The following is an 18,450-nucleotide window of genomic DNA, read 5'->3' on the forward strand; positions in this document are numbered from 1 at the left end:
CATCGGGCATTAATGTGCTTTAGACAAATTTTCCGCGGGTACCACACCTGCCTGCGCGGGATCGTTCCACAGCTGGTCATAGCGATAACCGGTAAGATCTTCGACAATCTGCCGCGTTTTCGGGTCCACGTCCTGTTTCGCACCATGCGCTTTAAGTCGTTCAACTTCATCAACGAAAATTTTGTGGGTTTGCTTATTAAGATGGAAAGTCAGCGCCTGCCATAATGCGATGACCAGCAGACATCCCGTCCCGGCAAACAGCAGGATGGCGATCGTCGTAATGGCTTCCTGTGGCTGCACCTGACTGCCTTTAACATAACCTCCGCTTTGTAACAGCACGCCGACCACAAAGGTGGCAATGGCAACCGTCGTTTTACGGGAGAACGTCATCACGGCGGCGAACAGCCCTTCCCGACGCTGGCGGGTGATCATTTCGTCAATATCGGGAATGAACGGAAAGACGTTCCACGGCGTAAACTCCAGAACGCAGCGCCCGACCTGATAAACCGCAGCCAGCACAATCAGCGTCGGAATGGTATTCCACGCCGGGAACTGATAGACGATAAAAAAGCCAAGCAGGCATAACAGCATGACGCTATAGGCAAAAACATATAGCCGTGATGGCCCAAATTTAATAATGGCAAGACCGGCTAATAATGTAACCGGCAGCCCCACAATACTCATGGAGAGTAAGCTGCCGGCAAAAGCCGAAGAGACATTCAGGCAATAGACGCAAAAAAAGACGAATACCGTGTTGTAAACATCTTTGCCGGTAAAGGAAAACAGGTAGATAGCCAGATGTTTTCTGAACGCCCTGACTTTCAGGGTTGAAGCGTAATCTTTAAATAAGCCGCCGACCCTGCGCATATTTTCAGCGAACGTTTTCGGCGCAGCCGTGCTTTCAAGCTCGGCCAGCATCTCTGGCGTTAATTCCCGCTCCCAGGTCACTTTCCACGAAATAAATACGCAGAACATAAACAGTACCGCAAACACGACGCCGTTAATCATATAGGCGTTGGCATTATGTTCACCAAAATGATTAATCAGCAAGCCGGGAATAAAAGTGGCGAGGAAGGTGCCGGTGGCAGACAGAAACATGCGGCAGGTCGACAGTTTAGTCCGCGAGTTAAAGTCTTTGGTCATCTCCGAGGGTAATGTCTCCCATGGAATAAGTACCATAGCGGCAATCACCTCAAACGCCAGGTACACGGCCAGATAGAAACCGTAGCCCATGCCATCCAGCCACAGTAAGGTATAGACCAGCATTAAAGGCGCACCGATCAGCAGAAAGAAACGACGGCGGCCAAATTTTTTACCTAGCGCGTTCTTGTAGAAATGATCGGTAAAACTCCCCATAAACAGGCTGACAATCGCATCCACAATACGGGCGATAGCCACGATAGAGGCGGCCTCAACGGGAGAAAGGCCGACAAACGTTGTATAGAAAAATAATAACCAGGCACCAATAACCGTGAAAGCCCCACCGCCCATAATATCGGTCAGGCCATAACCGATACTCACCGGTATGGTTATTTTTTTATTTTTGCGAGTCATGTTCTATCCTCATCGGAAGCTATCTAATTAAAATTTGAAATAGTTCTCAGCATTGTCGTGGCAAATATTTTTTATCATACGGGTCAGTATGTCTTTATTATCAGGGACTTCGCCACGCTCAACCCACCCACCGATGAGATTGCACAGGATACGGCGGAAATAATCGTGCCGGGTGTAGGACACGAGGCTACGCGAATCCGTCAGCATGCCGACAAAATTCATCAGCAGTCCCTGATCGGCCAGAGAATTAAGCTGGCTTTCCATTCCGCGGCGGGTATCGTTAAACCACCAGCCAGAGCCAAACTGGATCGGCGACTTAACCCCCTCGTCTGCGGACTGAAAATTAGCCACGGTGGTCGCGACAATATCGTTATAGACAGGGTTCAGGTTATAAAGAATGGTTTTAGGCAGGGCATTCTGTTGGGCCATTGCATCCAGTAAGCGATTAAGGCTGGAGGCGAGATTGACCTGATCGTTAATCGAGTCAAAGCCGGTGTTGATGCCCAGGGCTTCACGCATTTTGCTATTATTATTGCGGATCGCGCCAAAATGGATCTGCATTGCCCAGCGGTGTTTTTTATACTGTTTCGCCAGCTGGATAAACATCGCGCTGCTGATAATGGCGTTTTCATTCACGTCTAGCGTTTCGCCATTGAGCTTCCTCAGAAACAGGCTCGCGACCTGTGCTTTATCGGCTGGCACATAATTGATGGCCAGTGGGCCATGGTCGGAAATACGGCATCCCACGTCATGAAAGAAATCAATCCGCTGAGCAATCGCGGCCTCGAAATCATCAAGCGACGAAATCTGTTTGTCGGTTAGTTCCGCGAGCTTCGTTATAAAAGCTGACCAGGTGGCGGGATTTTCATCAAACATTTCATCCGGACGGAACGTCGGTAATACTTTAAAGGGCAGCGTGTTATCACTGGCTAACAGCCGATGATAGTGTAATGAGTCCAGCGGTGAGTCGGTGGTACAAATGACCTCGACGCCAGAGCGGGAAATCAACGCTTGCGGCTTAAATTCATCTTCTTTTAACCGGCGATTACATGCCTCCATTACCTCGCGCCAGTTATGGCTGTCCAGCATTGTGTCGCAGGCAAAGTAAAAGTTTAATTCCAGGTGCGTCCAGTGATAGAGCGGATTGCCAAAGCAGGACTCCACCGTTTGCGCCCAGGCCTGAAATTTTTCCTCGTCGGAGGCATCTCCGGTAATCAGGGCTTCGCTGACGCCATTCGCCCGCATCGCTCGCCATTTATAATGGTCGCCCGCAAGCCACAGTTGGGTGATATTATCAAATGCCTTATTTTGATAAATTTCTCTGGCATCAAGATGACAGTGGTAATCAATAATCGGCAGATGTTTAGCGACCTGTTGATAAAGTTCAAGACCAGGTTCGTTGGTGATCATAAAGCGATCGTTTATAAAACTCATAATATTCTCCACACCCGACGGAGTGGTAAATAGCCGTCGGACAAAGCTGAATGAAAGGCACTGCTTACACAGCACCCTTTAGTTCAAATATAATGACGGGCGCTCGTCGCTTTTACCGCTTTTTGAACTTCAGCGGCATCTTCAGCAATACTTAAATCGCGATCTTTAACCTCAGGCATTATCCACGCCGCAACAAGGCCAATAAATGAATAGATGATAAGCATGGCGACAATAGGCAACCACGACCCCGTCATATTACAGAAAATCCCTGCCAGTACCGGGCCAAACCCAACCGCAACCAAACCACCCGCTTCTTTCGAAATAGCCATCCGGGTAAAGCGGTTCCGCGAACCAAATATTTCTGCCATGGTAATATTTTCCAGGGCAAAAAGTCCCAGCACCGCGAAGTTGTGAATCACAATAAGCGCCAGCATAATTACGCCGGGGGTATACGTTTTATCCACAATAATAGCCAGCATAGGATATGCCAGAACAATGGCGGAAATATTCAACAAAATATACGGTAAGCGACGGCCAACTTTATCTGACAACCAGCCTAATAAAGGAATTGTCAGGAAACCCAGCACTGAACTGATCATCAGCGCATCGGTGGGAATACCCTTATCAAAGAGCAACGTTTGCACCAGATAACCCGCCAGAAACGTCTGGATCAGACCTGAATTTCCGGCCTGGCCAAAACGAAGCCCGGTTGCCAGCCAGAAGGATTTGCTTTTAAACGTTGCGCCCAATGTTGTCTGCTGAGACTGAGCGCTCACCTGAGAACGCCCGGTATCATTGACTTTTTCGAACACCGGACTTTCTTTCAGGTTCAGGCGGAGCCAGATGGCAAAAACCATGACCACTACACTTGCCAGAAATGGCACTCGCCAGCCCCAGGCCACTAACTCATCCCGGTCGAGAAAGAAAAACATCGCCGCCCAGATGGCTGTGGCGCTCAATGTTCCGCAGTTCGTACCCAGCGCCACCAGTGAAGAGATAATGCCGCGTTTTCCCTTTGGGGCATACTCAGCAAGCATGGTTCCGGCACCCGATATTTCTGCACCGGCTCCCAGCCCCTGAATAATGCGCAAGGTGACTAATAAAACAGGTGCAAAAATACCAATCTGCGCATAGGTTGGCAGTACACCGATGAGCGTAGTACAGATCCCCATCATGGTGATGGTAATAAATAATACCTTTTTGCGGCCAATGGTATCGCCCATCTTGCCAAAAATAAACGCACCAATAATTCGCGCAATATAACCTGCACCATACGTACCCATTGCAAGAATAAGCGCCATAGCGGCTGATTGTTCCGGGAAGAATATTTCATGGAAGACCAGTGCTGCACCCAAAGAGTAAAGCTGGAAATCCATAAATTCCAGTGCTGTTCCTAACCAGCCGGATAAAGCGGCCCGAACCAAATCCTTAGTGCTTCTTTCATGTTTAATTTGCGTCATATTGGCGTTCTCAAAAGGTAAGGTGCGTACCACTAGCTCGCATGGATATAATCATTAAGCAAACGTGAGTAATACCTTGCAGCACTGCTGCTGATCTTTCTCAAAAACGTTAATGGCATCAACGACCTGCTGATACTCAAAAGTATGCGTAATGAGTTTCTCTGGATCGATAAGTCCCTTGGTTAACCAGTCGATGACCACCGGAAATTTATGCGCATTCAATCGCGAAGAAAAAATAGAAATTTCTTTTCCGGTAATCCCCTGCTGGATAATTTCACCAGGCTCGCTGGAGAATCCCATAATGACGATCCGTGCCGCTGGCGAAGCCAGTGAAATGGCTTCCTGTAAAATAGAGGGATGACACGCGGCATCGATAATCAGCGTGGGTTGTATCCCTTTTTCTGCCAGCTGCGCCGCCAGAGAGTGCTCACGGTTATTTATAACCCAGTCGGCACCACTCTTCTTCGCCATCGTAAGGCGTTCATCAATACGATCGACAACAATGACCTGACTGACGTTATACACCCCTTTCAGCACCTGCACGGTGGTCAATCCCATCGGCCCGGCACCGTAAACCAGCGCAATATCCCTGGCGTCGGGGGCGACCTGACCGGTCACATTCGCGGCAATAGTAAAAGGTTCGACCATCACCGCGTGCCGGTCGGGAATAGCGTCGGGAATAACAAACGCATTCCTGGCCGGGACCACGGCATATTCGCTGAATCCGCCGTCACGGTGAACGCCCAGTACCACCAGCGAGGTACATACATTGGGTTTTCCGACCGAGCATGGATAGCAATGACCGCAGCTTATGACCGGATCAACGGACACGCGTTGCCCCAGACGCGACGTTTCAATCCCTTCACCCACCGCATCAATAACGCCAAAGAATTCATGTCCGATGACGCGCGGATATTTCGCAAATGGATTATGCCCCCGGTAAATATGGCTATCTGAACCACATATACCGGCCAGTTTAATTCGTACCCGCACCTCTCCTGCGGCGGGAGTCGGTAGCGGACGATCCTCAATAACTAAATCATCAGGCTGTTTAACGACAATGCTTTTCATATTTTGCTCCGTTACCAGTTCCACAATGTGCCATCTTCCAGTCGGGCGACGGGTAAATAAGCCGGGTCATAGGGATATTTCGCCGCGAGCGCTTCATCAAACTCAATGCCAAGACCCGGTTTATCGCCGGGATGCATGTAGCCGTTGTCGAACGTCCAGTTATGCGGGAAGACTTCCAGCATTTGCTCCGAATAGCCCATATATTCCTGAACGCCGAAATTTGGTACCCACAGATCGAAATGCAGCGCGGCGGCCATACAAACCGGCGAAAGATCGGAAGGACCGTGAGAGCCGGTGCGCACCTGGTATAAAGAGGCAAAATCGGCAATACGGCGCATGCCGGTGATGCCACCAGCGTGGGTTATGGTGGTGCGGATATAATCAATAAGCTGTTCTTCAATCAGCTGTTTGCAATCCCAGATGCTGTTGAAGACTTCACCTACCGCGACCGGCGTTACCGTATGCTGACGAATCAGGCGGAAACACTCCTGATTCTCCGCCGGCGTAGGATCTTCCATCCAGAACAGGCGATAGTCTTCGATACTTTTACCGAAGCGGGCGGCTTCAATCGGCGTCAGGCGATGGTGCATGTCGTGAAGCAGATGTTCATTAAAGCCAAATTTTTCGCGCACGGCCGCAAACAGTTTCGGGGTGAAATCGAGGTATTTTTCCGTGGACCACAGTTGCTCTTCCGGCCATTGGCCTTTCGTTGCCGGCTCGTAAGCCAGCCCTTTCCCTTTCGACATGCCGTAAGTGGTTTTCATGCCCGGCACGCCGCACTGAACGCGGATGGCTTTAAAGCCCATCTCTTTGTGGCGGGCATAATCTTCCAGCACATCATCCAGTGAATGACCGGTGGTGTGGCAATACACCATTACCCCTTCGCGCGAAGCGCCACCGAGCAACTGGTAGAGCGGCATGTTGGCTGCTTTCGCCTTGATATCCCACAGCGCCATGTCCACGGCGGAGATCGCCGACATGGTGACCGGACCACGACGCCAGTAAGCCCCTTTATAAAAGAATTGCCAGATATCTTCGATGCGATGTGCATTGCGGCCAATCAGCTGGGGACACACATGATCCTTCAGATAGGACGCGACGGACAGTTCACGGCCATTCAGCGTGGCATCACCCAGACCCGTAATACCCTCGTCGGTGGTAATTTTCAGCGTAACGAAGTTACGTCCGGGGCAGGTAACGAAGACTTCAGCGCCAACAATTTTCATTTTAATCCCTTACATCTCAGTATGTGATGCCGGGAATTTACTCACCTGAACTACTACCATACAAGTATTACTATCAAAAAAGCGGCCTTCGATCACAAAAAAAGGCGCTCAGGCGCGCCCCCATCCCGCGATAATAATCAACATGCCGCACAGGGCGATTACGGCTCCCGCCCAGTCATAAACGCTGAGTTTTACGCCGTCAACCACCCGCAGCCAGATCAACGCCGTACAGACGTACACGCCGCCATAAGCTGCATACACGCGTCCGCTTGCCGCCGGGTGAAGCGTCAATAGCCAGACGAACATCGCCAGAGCCAGACCTGCCGGGATCAGCAATAACGGCGTGGCCCCTCGCTTCAGCCACAGCCAGGGCAGAAAGCAGCCGATGATTTCACACAGCGCGGTGATAAAAAAAAGAAGGGTTGTTTTTAACATGTGACCATTTCAGTGAGGTGCGGTTGAACCATCATACGACATAATCAGTTGAGCATATTCACACACTCTCTGTGGGTAGGCGACGTGTGAGAGATAGAGTAGAATCTGCATTATATTATTCCGTGTACTGACAGAGGGATCCTCAATGAAAATGACACTGAGCAAACGCCTGGGTCTGACCGCGATGCTGGCGCTGGCCGCCGTGGTTTATACCGCTTCCGGCACGGTATATGCCGAAACCAGCAAGCTGGTGATCGAGTCGGGTGACAGCGCCCAAAGCCGACAGAATGCCGCGATGGACAAAGAGCAGTGGGACGATACTCGCTCACTGCGCCAGAAGGTCAACAAGCGTGCCGAAAAAGAGTGGGATAAAGCCGATGTTGCCTTTGATGCCGAGGATAAATGCAACCAGAGCGCCAATGTGAACGCTTACTGGGAGCCGAATACGCTGCGCTGTCTCGATCGCCGCACCGGTCGTGTCGTCACACCCTAAGTGTCTGTTGTTAACAATGACAAGAAAGGAATTCTGATGACCGACGTCATTAAACTGCGCCCGCTTGAGCGTGAAGATTTGCGCTTTGTGCACCAGCTCGACAATAACGCCAGCGTGATGCGCTACTGGTTTGAAGAGCCTTACGAGGCGTTTGTCGAGCTGTCCGATCTCTATGACAAGCACATACACGATCAAAGCGAGCGTCGTTTCGTCGTTGAATGCAATGGCGATAACGTGGGGCTGGTTGAACTGGTAGAGATAAACCACGTTCACCGCCGGGCTGAGTTCCAGATTATCATTTCGCCTGAACATCAGGGGAAAGGGCTGGCCTCTCGTGCGGCAAAGCTGGCGATGGATTATGGCTTCACCGTACTAAACCTTTATAAGCTCTATCTGATCGTCGATAAGGAAAATGAGAAAGCGATCCATATTTATCGCAAGCTTGGATTCCGTATCGAAGGTGAGTTGATCCACGAGTTTTTTATTAACGGTGAATACCGCAACACTATCCGTATGTGCATATTCCAGCAGGAGTATCTGGAAAACCACAAGCCATCCGGCCAGACGCTGTTAAAACCGACCGCGCAATAAAATGCGCGGTCGGCTTAGTAATATTTTGTGCTGTATTTAATCGTATAGTGCGTCTCTACCGCAGGAGAGGCGCTTTCATCGGTGAGCAGCAATTTACAGCTTACCGGGTTATCGTGGCTATCGTAATCGCAGGATTGTTTCGCCCGGGTCAGTGGCTTGTCGTTCAACAAGCTTACCGCGGTATAATCCATTTTTTTGCGCGGATCGGCTGACGGTTTAATCTCATCTTTAAGCTGTTTATCTTTTGCTTCAGAGGTTTTGCCCAACGGATAGCCTTCGTCGTCGTATTGATAGTGTATCTGGACCTCACGCCCTTTCGCAGCGGTTATAAAACCTTTGTCATTCGTTTCCCAGGACAGCCCCGCGGCAGGCAGTTCCGCCAGCTGGCATTTACCCTGGGTGCGGAGTTTTTTCTCATGCGTTTGCGCATCCAGATAATAATTCGCATCCAGGATCAACGCCACGCCAGAGTCGTTAGCCACGTCATGTAACTCCAGCACGTCAAAGCATCCCTCTTTGGACATGGAGGCAGAAACGCGTTTCGCGACCTCGCCCTTCTCGTCGAGCAGCGTCTGGCTGAATTCTTTAACAGGTCCACGCAAGGGATCAAAGTCGAATTCGCTGGAAAACCCCGCCATTTCCGGGGTAAAAGCCACCGGCGCGGTCGGTTCATCACAGCTTGCCAGCAGTGCCCCGAAGGGGATTAAAATCAGTAATTTGTTCACGTTATCTACCTGAGTCAGGACCTTTCTCAATTATAATAGCAAATACAGACGTTTACACTGCCTGTGCTATGCTTTAGCGTAAATCCTGAGATTAGGAGATGATGAAATGAAAACGTCCCGTTGGTTAATCGCCCTGCTTTTAGTGGGTTCAGCCCCGGCGCTGGCCGCCCCGGATTCCTGTGAGCGGGTGAAAAGCGATATTCAGCAAAAAATCATTAATAATGGCGTACCGGAAGCGGGTTTCACGCTTGCCATCGTACCTAACGATCAGACGGACCAGCCTGATTCGCAGGTCGTGGGTCATTGTGCTAATGATACCTACAAAATCCTTTATACCCGTACCAGCAGCGGCAACTATCCGGTAAGCGGTAACGCGACCCAGGACGGACAGCCAGCTGAACCGCAGTAAATCAGTTCAATCTTAGTAATGGCGTTTAATACTGTGAGCCAGATCTATTAAACGCCTTTTTTTCTTTCCTTAATGCCTCCCCGTTTGACCCGTGATAATAATCCGTACCCATGAAGAGGTAGCATTGTCCATCATTAGGCCGGTATTAATTTCGGCCGGTAATGTTTTTATTACGATAACTATGATGGAGCAATTATGTCCAATGTCGAAAATCCTGGTGGGATCAGCCGACGAACCCTTGTCAAATCAACGGCAATAGGTTCGCTGGCGCTGGCTGCCGGAAATTTTTCTCTACCTTTTGGGTACAAAACCGCAGCTGCAGCCGTTCAACAAGCCACTCAGCCCTCGGATAAAGTGGTGTGGGGAGCCTGTTCCGTCAACTGCGGCAGCCGCTGTGCTTTACGCCTGCATGTTCGTGATGACGAAGTTTATTGGGTAGAAACCGATAATACCGGCCACGACGTTTACGGCGATCACCAGGTGCGGGCCTGTTTACGCGGGCGTTCTATTCGCCGACGGATTAATCATCCCGACCGCCTGAATTATCCTATGAAACGGGTGGGTAAACGCGGAGAAGGTAAATTTGAGCGCATAAGCTGGGATGAGGCGCTGGATACAATTAGTCAAAACCTGAAAAACGTGGTGGAGAAGTACGGTAACGAAGCCGTTTATATTAATTATTCCTCCGGCATTGTGGGCGGTAATATTACCCGCTCCTCGCCATATGCTTCCCTGGTGGCCCGACTGATGAACTGCTATGGCGGGTTTCTGAGTCACTACGGCACCTATTCTACCGCGCAAATTGCCTGCGCGATGCCCTACACCTACGGCTCGAATGAGGGCAACAGCACCTCTGATATTGAAAACTCAAAGCTGGTAGTAATGTTCGGTAATAACCCTGCTGAAACCCGCATGAGCGGCGGCGGGATCACCTGGTTTCTGGAGCAGGCACGCGAGCGTTCGAATGCCAGAATGATTGTTATCGACCCGCGCTATACCGACACGGCCGCCGGGCGCGAAGATGAGTGGATCCCCATCCGTCCCGGCACGGATGCCGCACTGGTCGCCGGACTGGCCTGGGTACTCATTACTGAAAATCTGGTCGATCAGGATTTTCTCGATCGTTACTGCGTTGGCTATGATGAGAATACCTTGCCTGAAGGCGCTCCGGCCAATAGCCATTATAAAGCGTATATTCTGGGTGACGGCGATGACGGCGTGGCGAAAACACCTGCCTGGGCAGCGCATATTACCGGTATTCCCGCCGAGCGGATCATCAAACTGGCCCGGGAAATCGGTTCTGCTAAACCTGCTTATATTTGCCAGGGCTGGGGACCGCAGCGTCAGGCTAACGGCGAATTAACGTCGCGGGCCATTGTAATGTTGCCGATCCTGACCGGCAATGTGGGGATCAGCGGTGGTAACAGCGGTGCGCGCGAATCAACGTACACCATCACCATTGAGCGTATGCCGCTGCCGGATAACCCGGTTAAAACGCAAATCTCCTGCTTTAGCTGGACTGATGCCATCGCCCGTGGCCCGGAAATGACGGCCACCCGCGACGGCGTGCGCGGAAAAGACAAGCTCGACGTGCCCATTAAGTTCATCTGGAACTACGCGGGCAACACCATTACCAATCAGCATTCCGATATCAATAAAACCCACGATATTTTGCAGGATGAGAGCAAATGCGAAACCATCGTCGTTATTGATAATTTTATGACCTCATCAGCAAAATACGCCGATATCCTGCTGCCGGATCTGATGACCGTTGAACAGGAAGATATTATTCCTAACGATTATGCCGGGAATATGGGGTATCTCATTTTTATCCAGCCCGCCACCGCGCCGAAATTTGAACGTCGCCCGATTTACTGGATGATGAGCGAAGTGGCAAAACGGCTGGGCCCGGATGTTTATCAGCGATTTACGGAAGGCCGCACTCAGGAAGAGTGGCTGAAATACCTCTACGCGAAAATGCTGTAAAAAGATCCCCTTCTGCCGTCGTATGACGAATTGAAAAAAATGGGGATTTACAAACGTAAAGATCCGGCAGGGCATTTCGTTGCGTATAAAAAGTTCCGCGACGATCCGCTCGCTAATCCTCTCAAAACGCCGTCCGGCAAGATTGAAATCTACTCCAGCCGTCTGGCAGACATCGCGACCCACTGGGAACTGGAAAAAGATGAGGTGATAAGCCCGCTGCCCGTATATGCCTCTACGTTCGAAGGCTGGGACGATCCGCAGAGGAATACATTCCCGCTGCAGCTTTTTGGCTTTCATTACAAAGCGCGTACCCACTCCAGCTACGGCAACATTGATGTGCTGAAAAGCGCCTGCCGCCAGGAGGTGTGGATCAATCCGCTGGATGCGCAGAAGCGTGGAATTGCCAATGGCGACATGGTCCGGGTGTTCAATGCGCGCGGCGAAGTGCGTATTGCCGCGAAAGTGACGCCGCGCATTATGCCGGGGGTGAGCGCGATGGGCCAGGGCGCATGGCACGATGCGGATATGACCGGCGACAGAGTCGATCATGGCTCCTGCATGAATACGCTCACCACCCATCGTCCTTCGCCGCTGGCGAAAGGCAATCCTCAGCATACCAATCTGGTTGAAATCGAGAAGGTTTAAGGAGCCGCACATGACCACGCAATACGGATTTTATATCGATTCCAGCCGCTGCACCGGATGCAAAACCTGCGAACTGGCCTGTAAAGATTATAAGGATCTCACCCCGGACGTCAGTTTCCGCCGAATTTACGAATATGCCGGTGGAGACTGGCAGGAAGATAACGGCGTCTGGCAGCAAAACGTGTTTGCCTATTACCTGTCAATTGCCTGTAACCATTGCGACGATCCGGCGTGTACCAAAGTCTGTCCAAGCGGCGCAATGCACAAGCGTGAGGATGGTTTCGTTATCGTTGATGAGGATATCTGCATCGGTTGCCGCTACTGCCATATGGCGTGTCCTTACGGCGCGCCGCAGTATAACGCCGCGAAAGGCCATATGACCAAATGCGACGGCTGCCACGACCGCGTCATCAACGAGGGGAAAAAACCGATTTGCGTCGAATCCTGTCCACTGCGGGCGCTGGATTTTGCGCCGATTGCTGAACTACGGGAAAAATACGGTGAGCTGGCGGCGGTGGCGCCGTTGCCAGGCGCACATTTCACCCGGCCGAATATCGTGATTAAACCTAATGCCAACAGCCGTTCATGTGGGGATACCACTGGTTACCTGGCAAACCCGGAGGAAGTCTGAAATGGGAAATGGATGGCATGAATGGCCGCTGGTGCTGTTTACTGTACTCGGACAATGCGTGGTGGGCGGACTGATTGTCACGGGACTGGGGTGGATGGCGTGCTCTGACGATCGTGCCGGTCAGCAGCGGATTGTCCGCAGCATGTTTTTTCTCTGGCTGGTAATGGGGATTGCTTTTCTGGCCTCGGTAATGCACCTCGGCTCACCGCTGAGAGCGTTTAACTCGCTGAATCGGGTCGGTGCCTCCGCACTCAGTAATGAAATTGCCAGCGGCTCGCTGTTTTTTGCTGTGGGCGGCATCGGGTGGCTGGTCGCCGTGATCGGTAAAATGCCTGCGCTATTGGGTAAAATCTGGCTGATTATCAGCATGGTGCTGGGGATTCTTTTCATCTGGGCCATGACCCGCGTGTATCAGATTGATACGGTGCCGACCTGGTACACCGGCTATACCACGGCAAGTTTCTTCCTCACCGCATTGACAGGCGGCCCTATTTTTGGCGCATTACTGCTGTGTGCGGCACGAATTCCGTTTAAAGGGACCGTGTTCGCCTCGCTTAGCATTGTCGCCTTACTGGTCAGTGCTGCGGTTATGCTATTACAGGGCGCACACATTGGCACGGTACAAAGTTCCGTACAGCAGGCCAGCGCGCTGGTACCAGATTATGCTGTGATACAGATTTGCCGTCTGGGATTGCTGGCGCTCGGTCTGGGCTGCTGGATTTGCCCGCTTGTCCGCCGTCAATCGCCGCACCTCATCAGCTTATTAACGGGTTGGGTACTGATTGTCGCCGGTGAAGTACTGGGACGCGTGGTGTTTTATGGTCTGCATATGACCACTGGCATGGCCGTTGCCGGATAAGTAGCAGGCGCAGCCCACGCTGCGCCTTTTAAGGAAACAAAGAATGAATGAATTACACGAGTGCGGATCGTTTGCTTTTACAGCTCGCGTGCTGGGCGCACTCTTTTATTATCCGCCGGATACGCCTGATGTTGCCACGCTGGCAGATGCCTTTGTCAGCGGTGAATGGGCCGGGCAGTGGCCGCTTCCAGCGGAAGCACTGGAGCCGCTGGTTAACACCTTCAGTCAAAAAAGCGACGAGTCTCTGCCCGAAGCTTTCCAGCGCCTTTTTGTGGGCCCGTGGACCCTGCCCGCGCCACCCTGGGGGTCCGTCTGGTTGGATCGGGAAAGCGTGCTATTTGGCGACTCGACGCTCGCGCTGCGCCAATGGATGCGTGAAAACGACATTGCCTTCGATAGTCATCAAAATGAGCCTGAAGATCATTTCGGCACCCTACTGCTGCTGGTTGCCTGGCTCAGTGAACATGGCCGCGAGGCGCAATGTGAACAGCTCCTGGCCTGGCATCTGCTGCCGTGGTCGGGACGTTTTCTGACGCTATTCAGTGAGCATGCTGACCATCCCTTTTATCAGGCCCTCGGTCAGTTGGCGCAACTCACGCTGGCACAATGGCAGGAACGGTTGTTAATTCCGGTCGCCCAAAAGCCGCTTTATCGCTAATCGTAGCAACATGCCGGGGCGCCCTCGCACTCCGGCATGTTTTAGCTTTCTGCTTGAATAAAAGACAATTTTACTGATTAAATGTTAACTCAAGTGACACCGTCACTTTTAAAAAGATTTTTTAAGACTTTTCCGTAATATTGTCCTCAGCCATTACGTTATAAGGCATAACCAATGGTTACACTTCCCTGACGAAACTATTAATTTCGTGACTTTGTGGCATCCCTTCCCCTCCCTTGCTATAGCTCTATGACCCTGCCAGACATGGCATAACAACATGCAACCAACGGGTTGCTATAACACATGCATACAGGGAGAGGGACAAGAATGCATAATGTTACTGCGCTTCAGCGCGCGCTTTTATTCGTTGCAGCAATCATTATCGTGCTGGCATTACTGGTTTGGGGCATTGGTCCCGAAACGATTATGGCGCGAAAAGTTGACCTCATTTATCTCGGACAACAGCATCTGATCCTCGTATTTAGTTCTATGTTTTTAGCGCTGCTGGTAGGTATTCCTTGTGGGATCTTACTTAGTCGCCCTGCCGCTCGCGGCGTGGCGGAATACGTGATGCAGATATTTAATATCGGCAATACCCTGCCACCGCTGGCCGTGCTGGCACTGGCGATGGTGTTTATCGGCATCGGTGACACGCCGGCGATAATTGCACTTTTCCTTGCGTCTCTGCTGCCGATTGTGCGTAACACCTACGCCGGGCTGTGCTCGGTTCCGGCCTCGCTGCTGGAGGCGGCGAATGGTATTGGGATGACCAAATGGCAGCGTCTGCGCCAGGTGGAATTGCCTAATGCCTGGAGCGTCATGCTTTCCGGGATCCGCATTGCCACGGCAATCAACGTAGGTACTGCCCCGCTGGCCTTTCTTATTGGTGCCAGCAGCTACGGTGAGCTGATTTTCCCCGGCATCTATCTCAATGATTTCCCAACGCTCATTCTTGGTGCCACGGCGACTGCGCTGTTTGCCTTAATTCTTGACGTCCTGCTGGCAAGCCTTGGCCGGATCCTGACGCCGCACGTCGCCCGATAACAATAATAAGGAGCGTTATATGACGTTACGTAGACACTTTATTGGCCTGCTTGCGGCGGCGACGCTTGTCGCCACGCAGGCCAGCGCCGCCCCGCTGGTCCTGGCAACCAAAAGCTTCACGGAACAGCACATTCTTTCAGCCATGACCGTGCAATATTTGCAAAAGAAAGGATTTCAGGTTCAGCCGCAGACCAATATTGCGACGGTCATTTCGCGCAATGCCATGATTAACAAGCAGATTGATATGACGTGGGAATACACCGGCACGTCACTGATTATCTTTAATCACATCAACAAAAGAATGACCCCGCAGGAGACCTACGACACGGTGAAAAAGCTGGATGCCAAACACGGTCTGGTCTGGCTCAAACCCGCGGATATGAACAATACCTACGCCTTTGCCATGCAGCGTAAGCGTGCTGAGGCTGAGCACATAACCACCATGTCGCAAATGGTGGCAAAGATCGAAAATATTCGTCAAACCGATCCGGATAAAAACTGGTTGCTGGGACTGGATCTCGAATTTTCCGGGCGCAGCGACGGCATGAAACCGCTTCAGAAGGCCTATCAGATGGAACTTGACCGCCCGCAAATCCGCCAGATGGATCCGGGTCTGGTGTACAACGCCATTCGTGATGGCTTCGTTGACGCGGGTCTGATTTATACCACTGATGGTCGTATTAAAGGCTTCGACCTGAAAGTACTGGAAGACGATAAAGGCTTTTTCCCAAGCTATGCCGTCACCCCGGTGGTGCGTAAGGATACGCTGGAGGCTAACCCGGGACTGGAGGAAGCACTCAATACGCTGTCGGACCAGTTGAATAACGAAACGATCATCGATTTGAACGCCAAAGTGGATATCGATCATCAGTCACCTCAGCAGGTCGCCCGCGACTTCCTGCACAGCAAAGGCCTGCTATAAGGAGCGCAGATGGATACCATACATTACATGATTGATAATGCTGGCTATATCTCCAGCCTGACGTTCCAGCACCTGTGGCTGGTTGGGCTGGCGGTGGGGCTGGCGATTATTATTGGCGTACCGCTTGGAATTGTGATTGTACGCTATAAATGGCTGGCAACCCCGGTGCTGGGACTGGCGACCATTCTGTTGACCATTCCTTCCATTGCGCTATTCGGCCTGATGATCCCGATCTTTTCCCTGATAGGCCAGGGGATTGGTGCCCTCCCCGCTATTACCGCCGTGTTTTTGTACTCGCTGCTGCCTATCGTGCGTAACACGCATACCGCGCTGGATAATCTGCCGCCGGGTTTGCGCGAGGCGGGTCGCGGCATTGGTATGACGTTCTGGCAACGTCTGCGCTGGGTTGAGATCCCGATGGCGCTGCCGGTTATTTTCGGCGGTATTCGTACTGCGGTAGTAATGAATATCGGGGTAATGGCGATAGCCGCCGTCATTGGCGCAGGCGGGCTGGGCCTTTTATTACTTAACGGTATCGGCGGAAGCGATATTCGCATGCTGATTGCCGGCGCATTAATGATTTGTCTGCTGGCGATTGTGCTGGACTGGTTACTGCATCGTCTGCAAATCATGCTGACACCGAAGGGGATACGATAATGATAAAACTGGAAAACCTGACTAAACAATTTAAGCAAAAGAACGGCCAGACATTTAACGCGGTCGACAACGTTAACCTCAATGTGCCTGAAGGTGAGATGTGCGTTTTGCTCGGCCCTTCCGGTTGCGGTAAGACCACGACGCTGAAAATGATTAACCGGCTGATTCCCTCATCTGGCGGTAAAATCCTGATTAATGGTCAGGACACCAGCGAGATGGATACCGTAACGCTGCGGCGTAATATTGGCTACGTGATCCAGCAGATTGGCCTGTTCCCCAATATGACCATTGAAGAAAATATCACCGTGGTTCCCCGGATGCTGGGCTGGGACAAAGCGCGCTATAAAAGCCGCGCCGAAGAGCTGATGGATATGGTGGCGCTGGATTCGAAAAAGTTTCTGCACCGTTATCCGAAAGAAATGTCGGGTGGGCAACAGCAGCGTATCGGCGTTATTCGCGCCCTGGCGGCCGATCCGCCGGTATTGCTGATGGATGAACCTTTTGGTGCGGTCGACCCGATTAACCGTGAGGTGATCCAGAATCAGTTCCTGGAAATGCAGCGCAAGCTGAAAAAAACTGTCATGCTGGTCAGTCACGATATCGATGAAGCGCTGAAGCTTGGCGACCGGATTGCCGTCTTCCGCCAGGGGCGCATCGTTCAGTGCGCCAGCCCTGACGAACTGCTGGCAAAACCGGCGAATGAGTTCGTGGGCTCGTTTGTTGGTCAGGATCGCACGCTCAAGCGTCTGCTGTTAGTGTCAGCCGGTGACGTTACCGACCAGCAGCCAACCCTGACCGTGCGCCGCTCAACGCCTGCCGCAGAGGCGTTTGCAATAATGGATGATAACGACATTCGGGCGATCACCGTTGTTGACGTCGACGGTAAGCCGCTGGGCTTTATCAAACGTCGGGAAGCACGTAACGCGACCGGAGAAAGTGCGGCCCTGCTGCATCCGTTCCGCGTCACCGGTAAAGCTGAAGATAACCTGCGCGTGGTACTGTCGAAATTGTATGAGAGTAACACCAGCTGGATGCCGATTGTCGATGAAGAGGGTCGCTACAGCGGTGAAATCTCTCAGGACTATATCGCCGATTATCTCAGCTCCGGGCGTACCCGCCGCGCGTTGAATATTCACAGCGATAATTAATCGTCATGCCTCCTGGTGGGCTTGCCCATCAGGAGGTTGAGAATAAAAGCGCTTCCCAGCGCCGATAGCCCACCGGTCAGCGCGAAAAGCGGAATGATATACAGCACAGGCAATCTCATCATCCACGCCAGCCATAAGCTTGCAATCACGCTCAGCAGGCATGACGTTATTGCCCCGATGAACGTCGTTGAAAGCAGCACATGGGGCGTCTCACGGTTAAACGCATAACATAGCCCCGTTGCCAGCGCGGGCAGGGATCCCACCACATAGCAACACAAAAGAATAAAGCCTGACTCGTTAAACACGCGCTCGAGGAAATAGCCTACATCCGGAACCACAAAAAGATAGAACGTGATGGTGATCATAAAGCCAAATAGCGGCCCCAATAAAACAAACCCTACAATGGATTTAACTCCCTGATATTTCATTTTCCAGTATCCCTGAAGACGTTATGCGGACAGAGTAAAACCCTTATGTGAAAATAAGGTGAAGTGAAAACAAT

Annotated in this window: 18 protein-coding genes and 1 pseudogene; 11 read left to right on the top strand and 8 right to left on the bottom strand. The window is 51.7% G+C overall.

The genetic code is table 11. The features are described from left to right. Positions 1–9 precede the first annotated feature (9 nt). The 6 genes from P0H77_RS11385 to P0H77_RS11410 form a co-directional block, all read right to left on the bottom strand. Positions 10–1,554 (bottom strand): MFS transporter, encoded by a 1,545-nt coding sequence (locus P0H77_RS11385; RefSeq protein ID WP_276164987.1) that lies wholly within the window; start codon positions 1,552–1,554, stop codon positions 10–12. A 27-nt stretch (positions 1,555–1,581) separates the two neighbouring features. After that, positions 1,582–2,988, bottom strand: a complete 1,407-nt coding sequence (gene uxaC, locus P0H77_RS11390) for a glucuronate isomerase (protein WP_276164988.1) — start codon at positions 2,986–2,988, stop codon at positions 1,582–1,584. A gap of 83 nt (positions 2,989–3,071) precedes the next feature. After that, complete coding sequence (locus tag P0H77_RS11395) at positions 3,072–4,448, bottom strand: MFS transporter (RefSeq protein WP_276164989.1); 1,377 nt, start codon at positions 4,446–4,448, stop codon at positions 3,072–3,074. A 54-nt stretch (positions 4,449–4,502) separates the two neighbouring features. Continuing rightward, complete coding sequence (locus P0H77_RS11400; RefSeq protein WP_276164990.1) at positions 4,503–5,519, bottom strand: Zn-dependent oxidoreductase; 1,017 nt, start codon at positions 5,517–5,519, stop codon at positions 4,503–4,505. An 11-nt stretch (positions 5,520–5,530) separates the two neighbouring features. Next, on the bottom strand, positions 5,531–6,745 hold the full coding sequence (gene rspA, locus P0H77_RS11405; RefSeq protein WP_276164991.1) for a starvation-sensing protein RspA: 1,215 nt from the start codon (positions 6,743–6,745) through the stop codon (positions 5,531–5,533). A gap of 108 nt (positions 6,746–6,853) precedes the next feature. Beyond that, positions 6,854–7,180 carry a YnfA family protein gene (locus P0H77_RS11410; protein WP_276164992.1) on the bottom strand — a complete coding sequence of 109 codons (327 nt, stop codon included), beginning with the start codon at positions 7,178–7,180 and terminating at the stop codon, positions 6,854–6,856. Positions 7,181–7,325: 145 nt separating this feature from the next. Between P0H77_RS11410 and P0H77_RS11415 the strand changes: the two genes are divergently transcribed. Together P0H77_RS11415 and speG are read left to right on the top strand one after the other, a co-directional pair. Beyond that, positions 7,326–7,673 (top strand): DUF1283 family protein, encoded by a 348-nt coding sequence (locus P0H77_RS11415; protein WP_276164993.1) that lies wholly within the window; start codon positions 7,326–7,328, stop codon positions 7,671–7,673. Between the two features lie 36 nt (positions 7,674–7,709). Further along, positions 7,710–8,264: a spermidine N1-acetyltransferase gene (gene speG, locus P0H77_RS11420; protein WP_176920787.1), complete on the top strand. Its 555-nt coding sequence runs from the start codon at positions 7,710–7,712 to the stop codon at positions 8,262–8,264. A 14-nt stretch (positions 8,265–8,278) separates the two neighbouring features. On the opposite strand, the gene P0H77_RS11425 is transcribed toward speG, so the two are convergent. Then, entirely contained in the window at positions 8,279–8,989 is a 711-nt protein-coding gene (locus P0H77_RS11425; RefSeq protein ID WP_276164994.1) for a YnfC family lipoprotein, read from the bottom strand. Between the two features lie 106 nt (positions 8,990–9,095). Between P0H77_RS11425 and P0H77_RS11430 the strand changes: the two genes are divergently transcribed. From P0H77_RS11430 to osmV, 9 genes and pseudogenes are all read left to right on the top strand, one after another. Next, positions 9,096–9,398: a DUF1161 domain-containing protein gene (locus tag P0H77_RS11430; protein WP_276164995.1), complete on the top strand. Its 303-nt coding sequence runs from the start codon at positions 9,096–9,098 to the stop codon at positions 9,396–9,398. Between the two features lie 195 nt (positions 9,399–9,593). Continuing rightward, positions 9,594–12,029: pseudogene (ynfE, locus tag P0H77_RS11435) on the top strand (selenate/tellurate reductase subunit YnfE). Positions 12,030–12,039: 10 nt separating this feature from the next. Continuing rightward, the gene (locus P0H77_RS11440) at positions 12,040–12,660 is read left to right on the top strand and encodes a DMSO/selenate family reductase complex B subunit (protein ID WP_276164996.1); all 621 of its coding nucleotides are present in this window, start codon (positions 12,040–12,042) and stop codon (positions 12,658–12,660) included. A gap of 1 nt (position 12,661) precedes the next feature. Beyond that, a complete protein-coding gene (locus P0H77_RS11445; RefSeq protein WP_276164997.1) occupies positions 12,662–13,519 on the top strand; it encodes a dimethyl sulfoxide reductase anchor subunit family protein in 858 nt (285 codons plus the stop codon). A 43-nt stretch (positions 13,520–13,562) separates the two neighbouring features. Continuing rightward, the gene (dmsD, locus tag P0H77_RS11450) at positions 13,563–14,177 is read left to right on the top strand and encodes a Tat proofreading chaperone DmsD (RefSeq protein ID WP_276164998.1); all 615 of its coding nucleotides are present in this window, start codon (positions 13,563–13,565) and stop codon (positions 14,175–14,177) included. A 327-nt stretch (positions 14,178–14,504) separates the two neighbouring features. Then, positions 14,505–15,221: an osmoprotectant ABC transporter permease OsmY gene (osmY, locus tag P0H77_RS11455; RefSeq protein ID WP_276164999.1), complete on the top strand. Its 717-nt coding sequence runs from the start codon at positions 14,505–14,507 to the stop codon at positions 15,219–15,221. Positions 15,222–15,240: 19 nt separating this feature from the next. Next, entirely contained in the window at positions 15,241–16,143 is a 903-nt protein-coding gene (osmX, locus tag P0H77_RS11460; RefSeq protein WP_276165000.1) for an osmoprotectant ABC transporter substrate-binding protein OsmX, read from the top strand. Positions 16,144–16,152: 9 nt separating this feature from the next. Beyond that, positions 16,153–16,800 (top strand): osmoprotectant ABC transporter permease OsmW, encoded by a 648-nt coding sequence (gene osmW / locus P0H77_RS11465; protein WP_276165001.1) that lies wholly within the window; start codon positions 16,153–16,155, stop codon positions 16,798–16,800. Continuing rightward, positions 16,800–17,948 carry an osmoprotectant ABC transporter ATP-binding protein OsmV gene (gene osmV / locus P0H77_RS11470; protein ID WP_276165002.1) on the top strand — a complete coding sequence of 383 codons (1,149 nt, stop codon included), beginning with the start codon at positions 16,800–16,802 and terminating at the stop codon, positions 17,946–17,948. Before osmW ends, osmV begins: the two co-directional genes overlap by 1 nt. On the opposite strand, the gene P0H77_RS11475 is transcribed toward osmV, so the two are convergent. After that, the gene (locus P0H77_RS11475; RefSeq protein WP_276165003.1) at positions 17,945–18,376 is read right to left on the bottom strand and encodes a hypothetical protein; all 432 of its coding nucleotides are present in this window, start codon (positions 18,374–18,376) and stop codon (positions 17,945–17,947) included. The two genes, osmV and P0H77_RS11475, sit on opposite strands and share 4 nt — an antisense overlap. Positions 18,377–18,450 lie beyond the last annotated feature (74 nt).

This window comes from Superficieibacter sp. HKU1 (genome assembly GCF_029319185.1).
GTDB lineage: Bacteria > Pseudomonadota > Gammaproteobacteria > Enterobacterales > Enterobacteriaceae > Superficieibacter.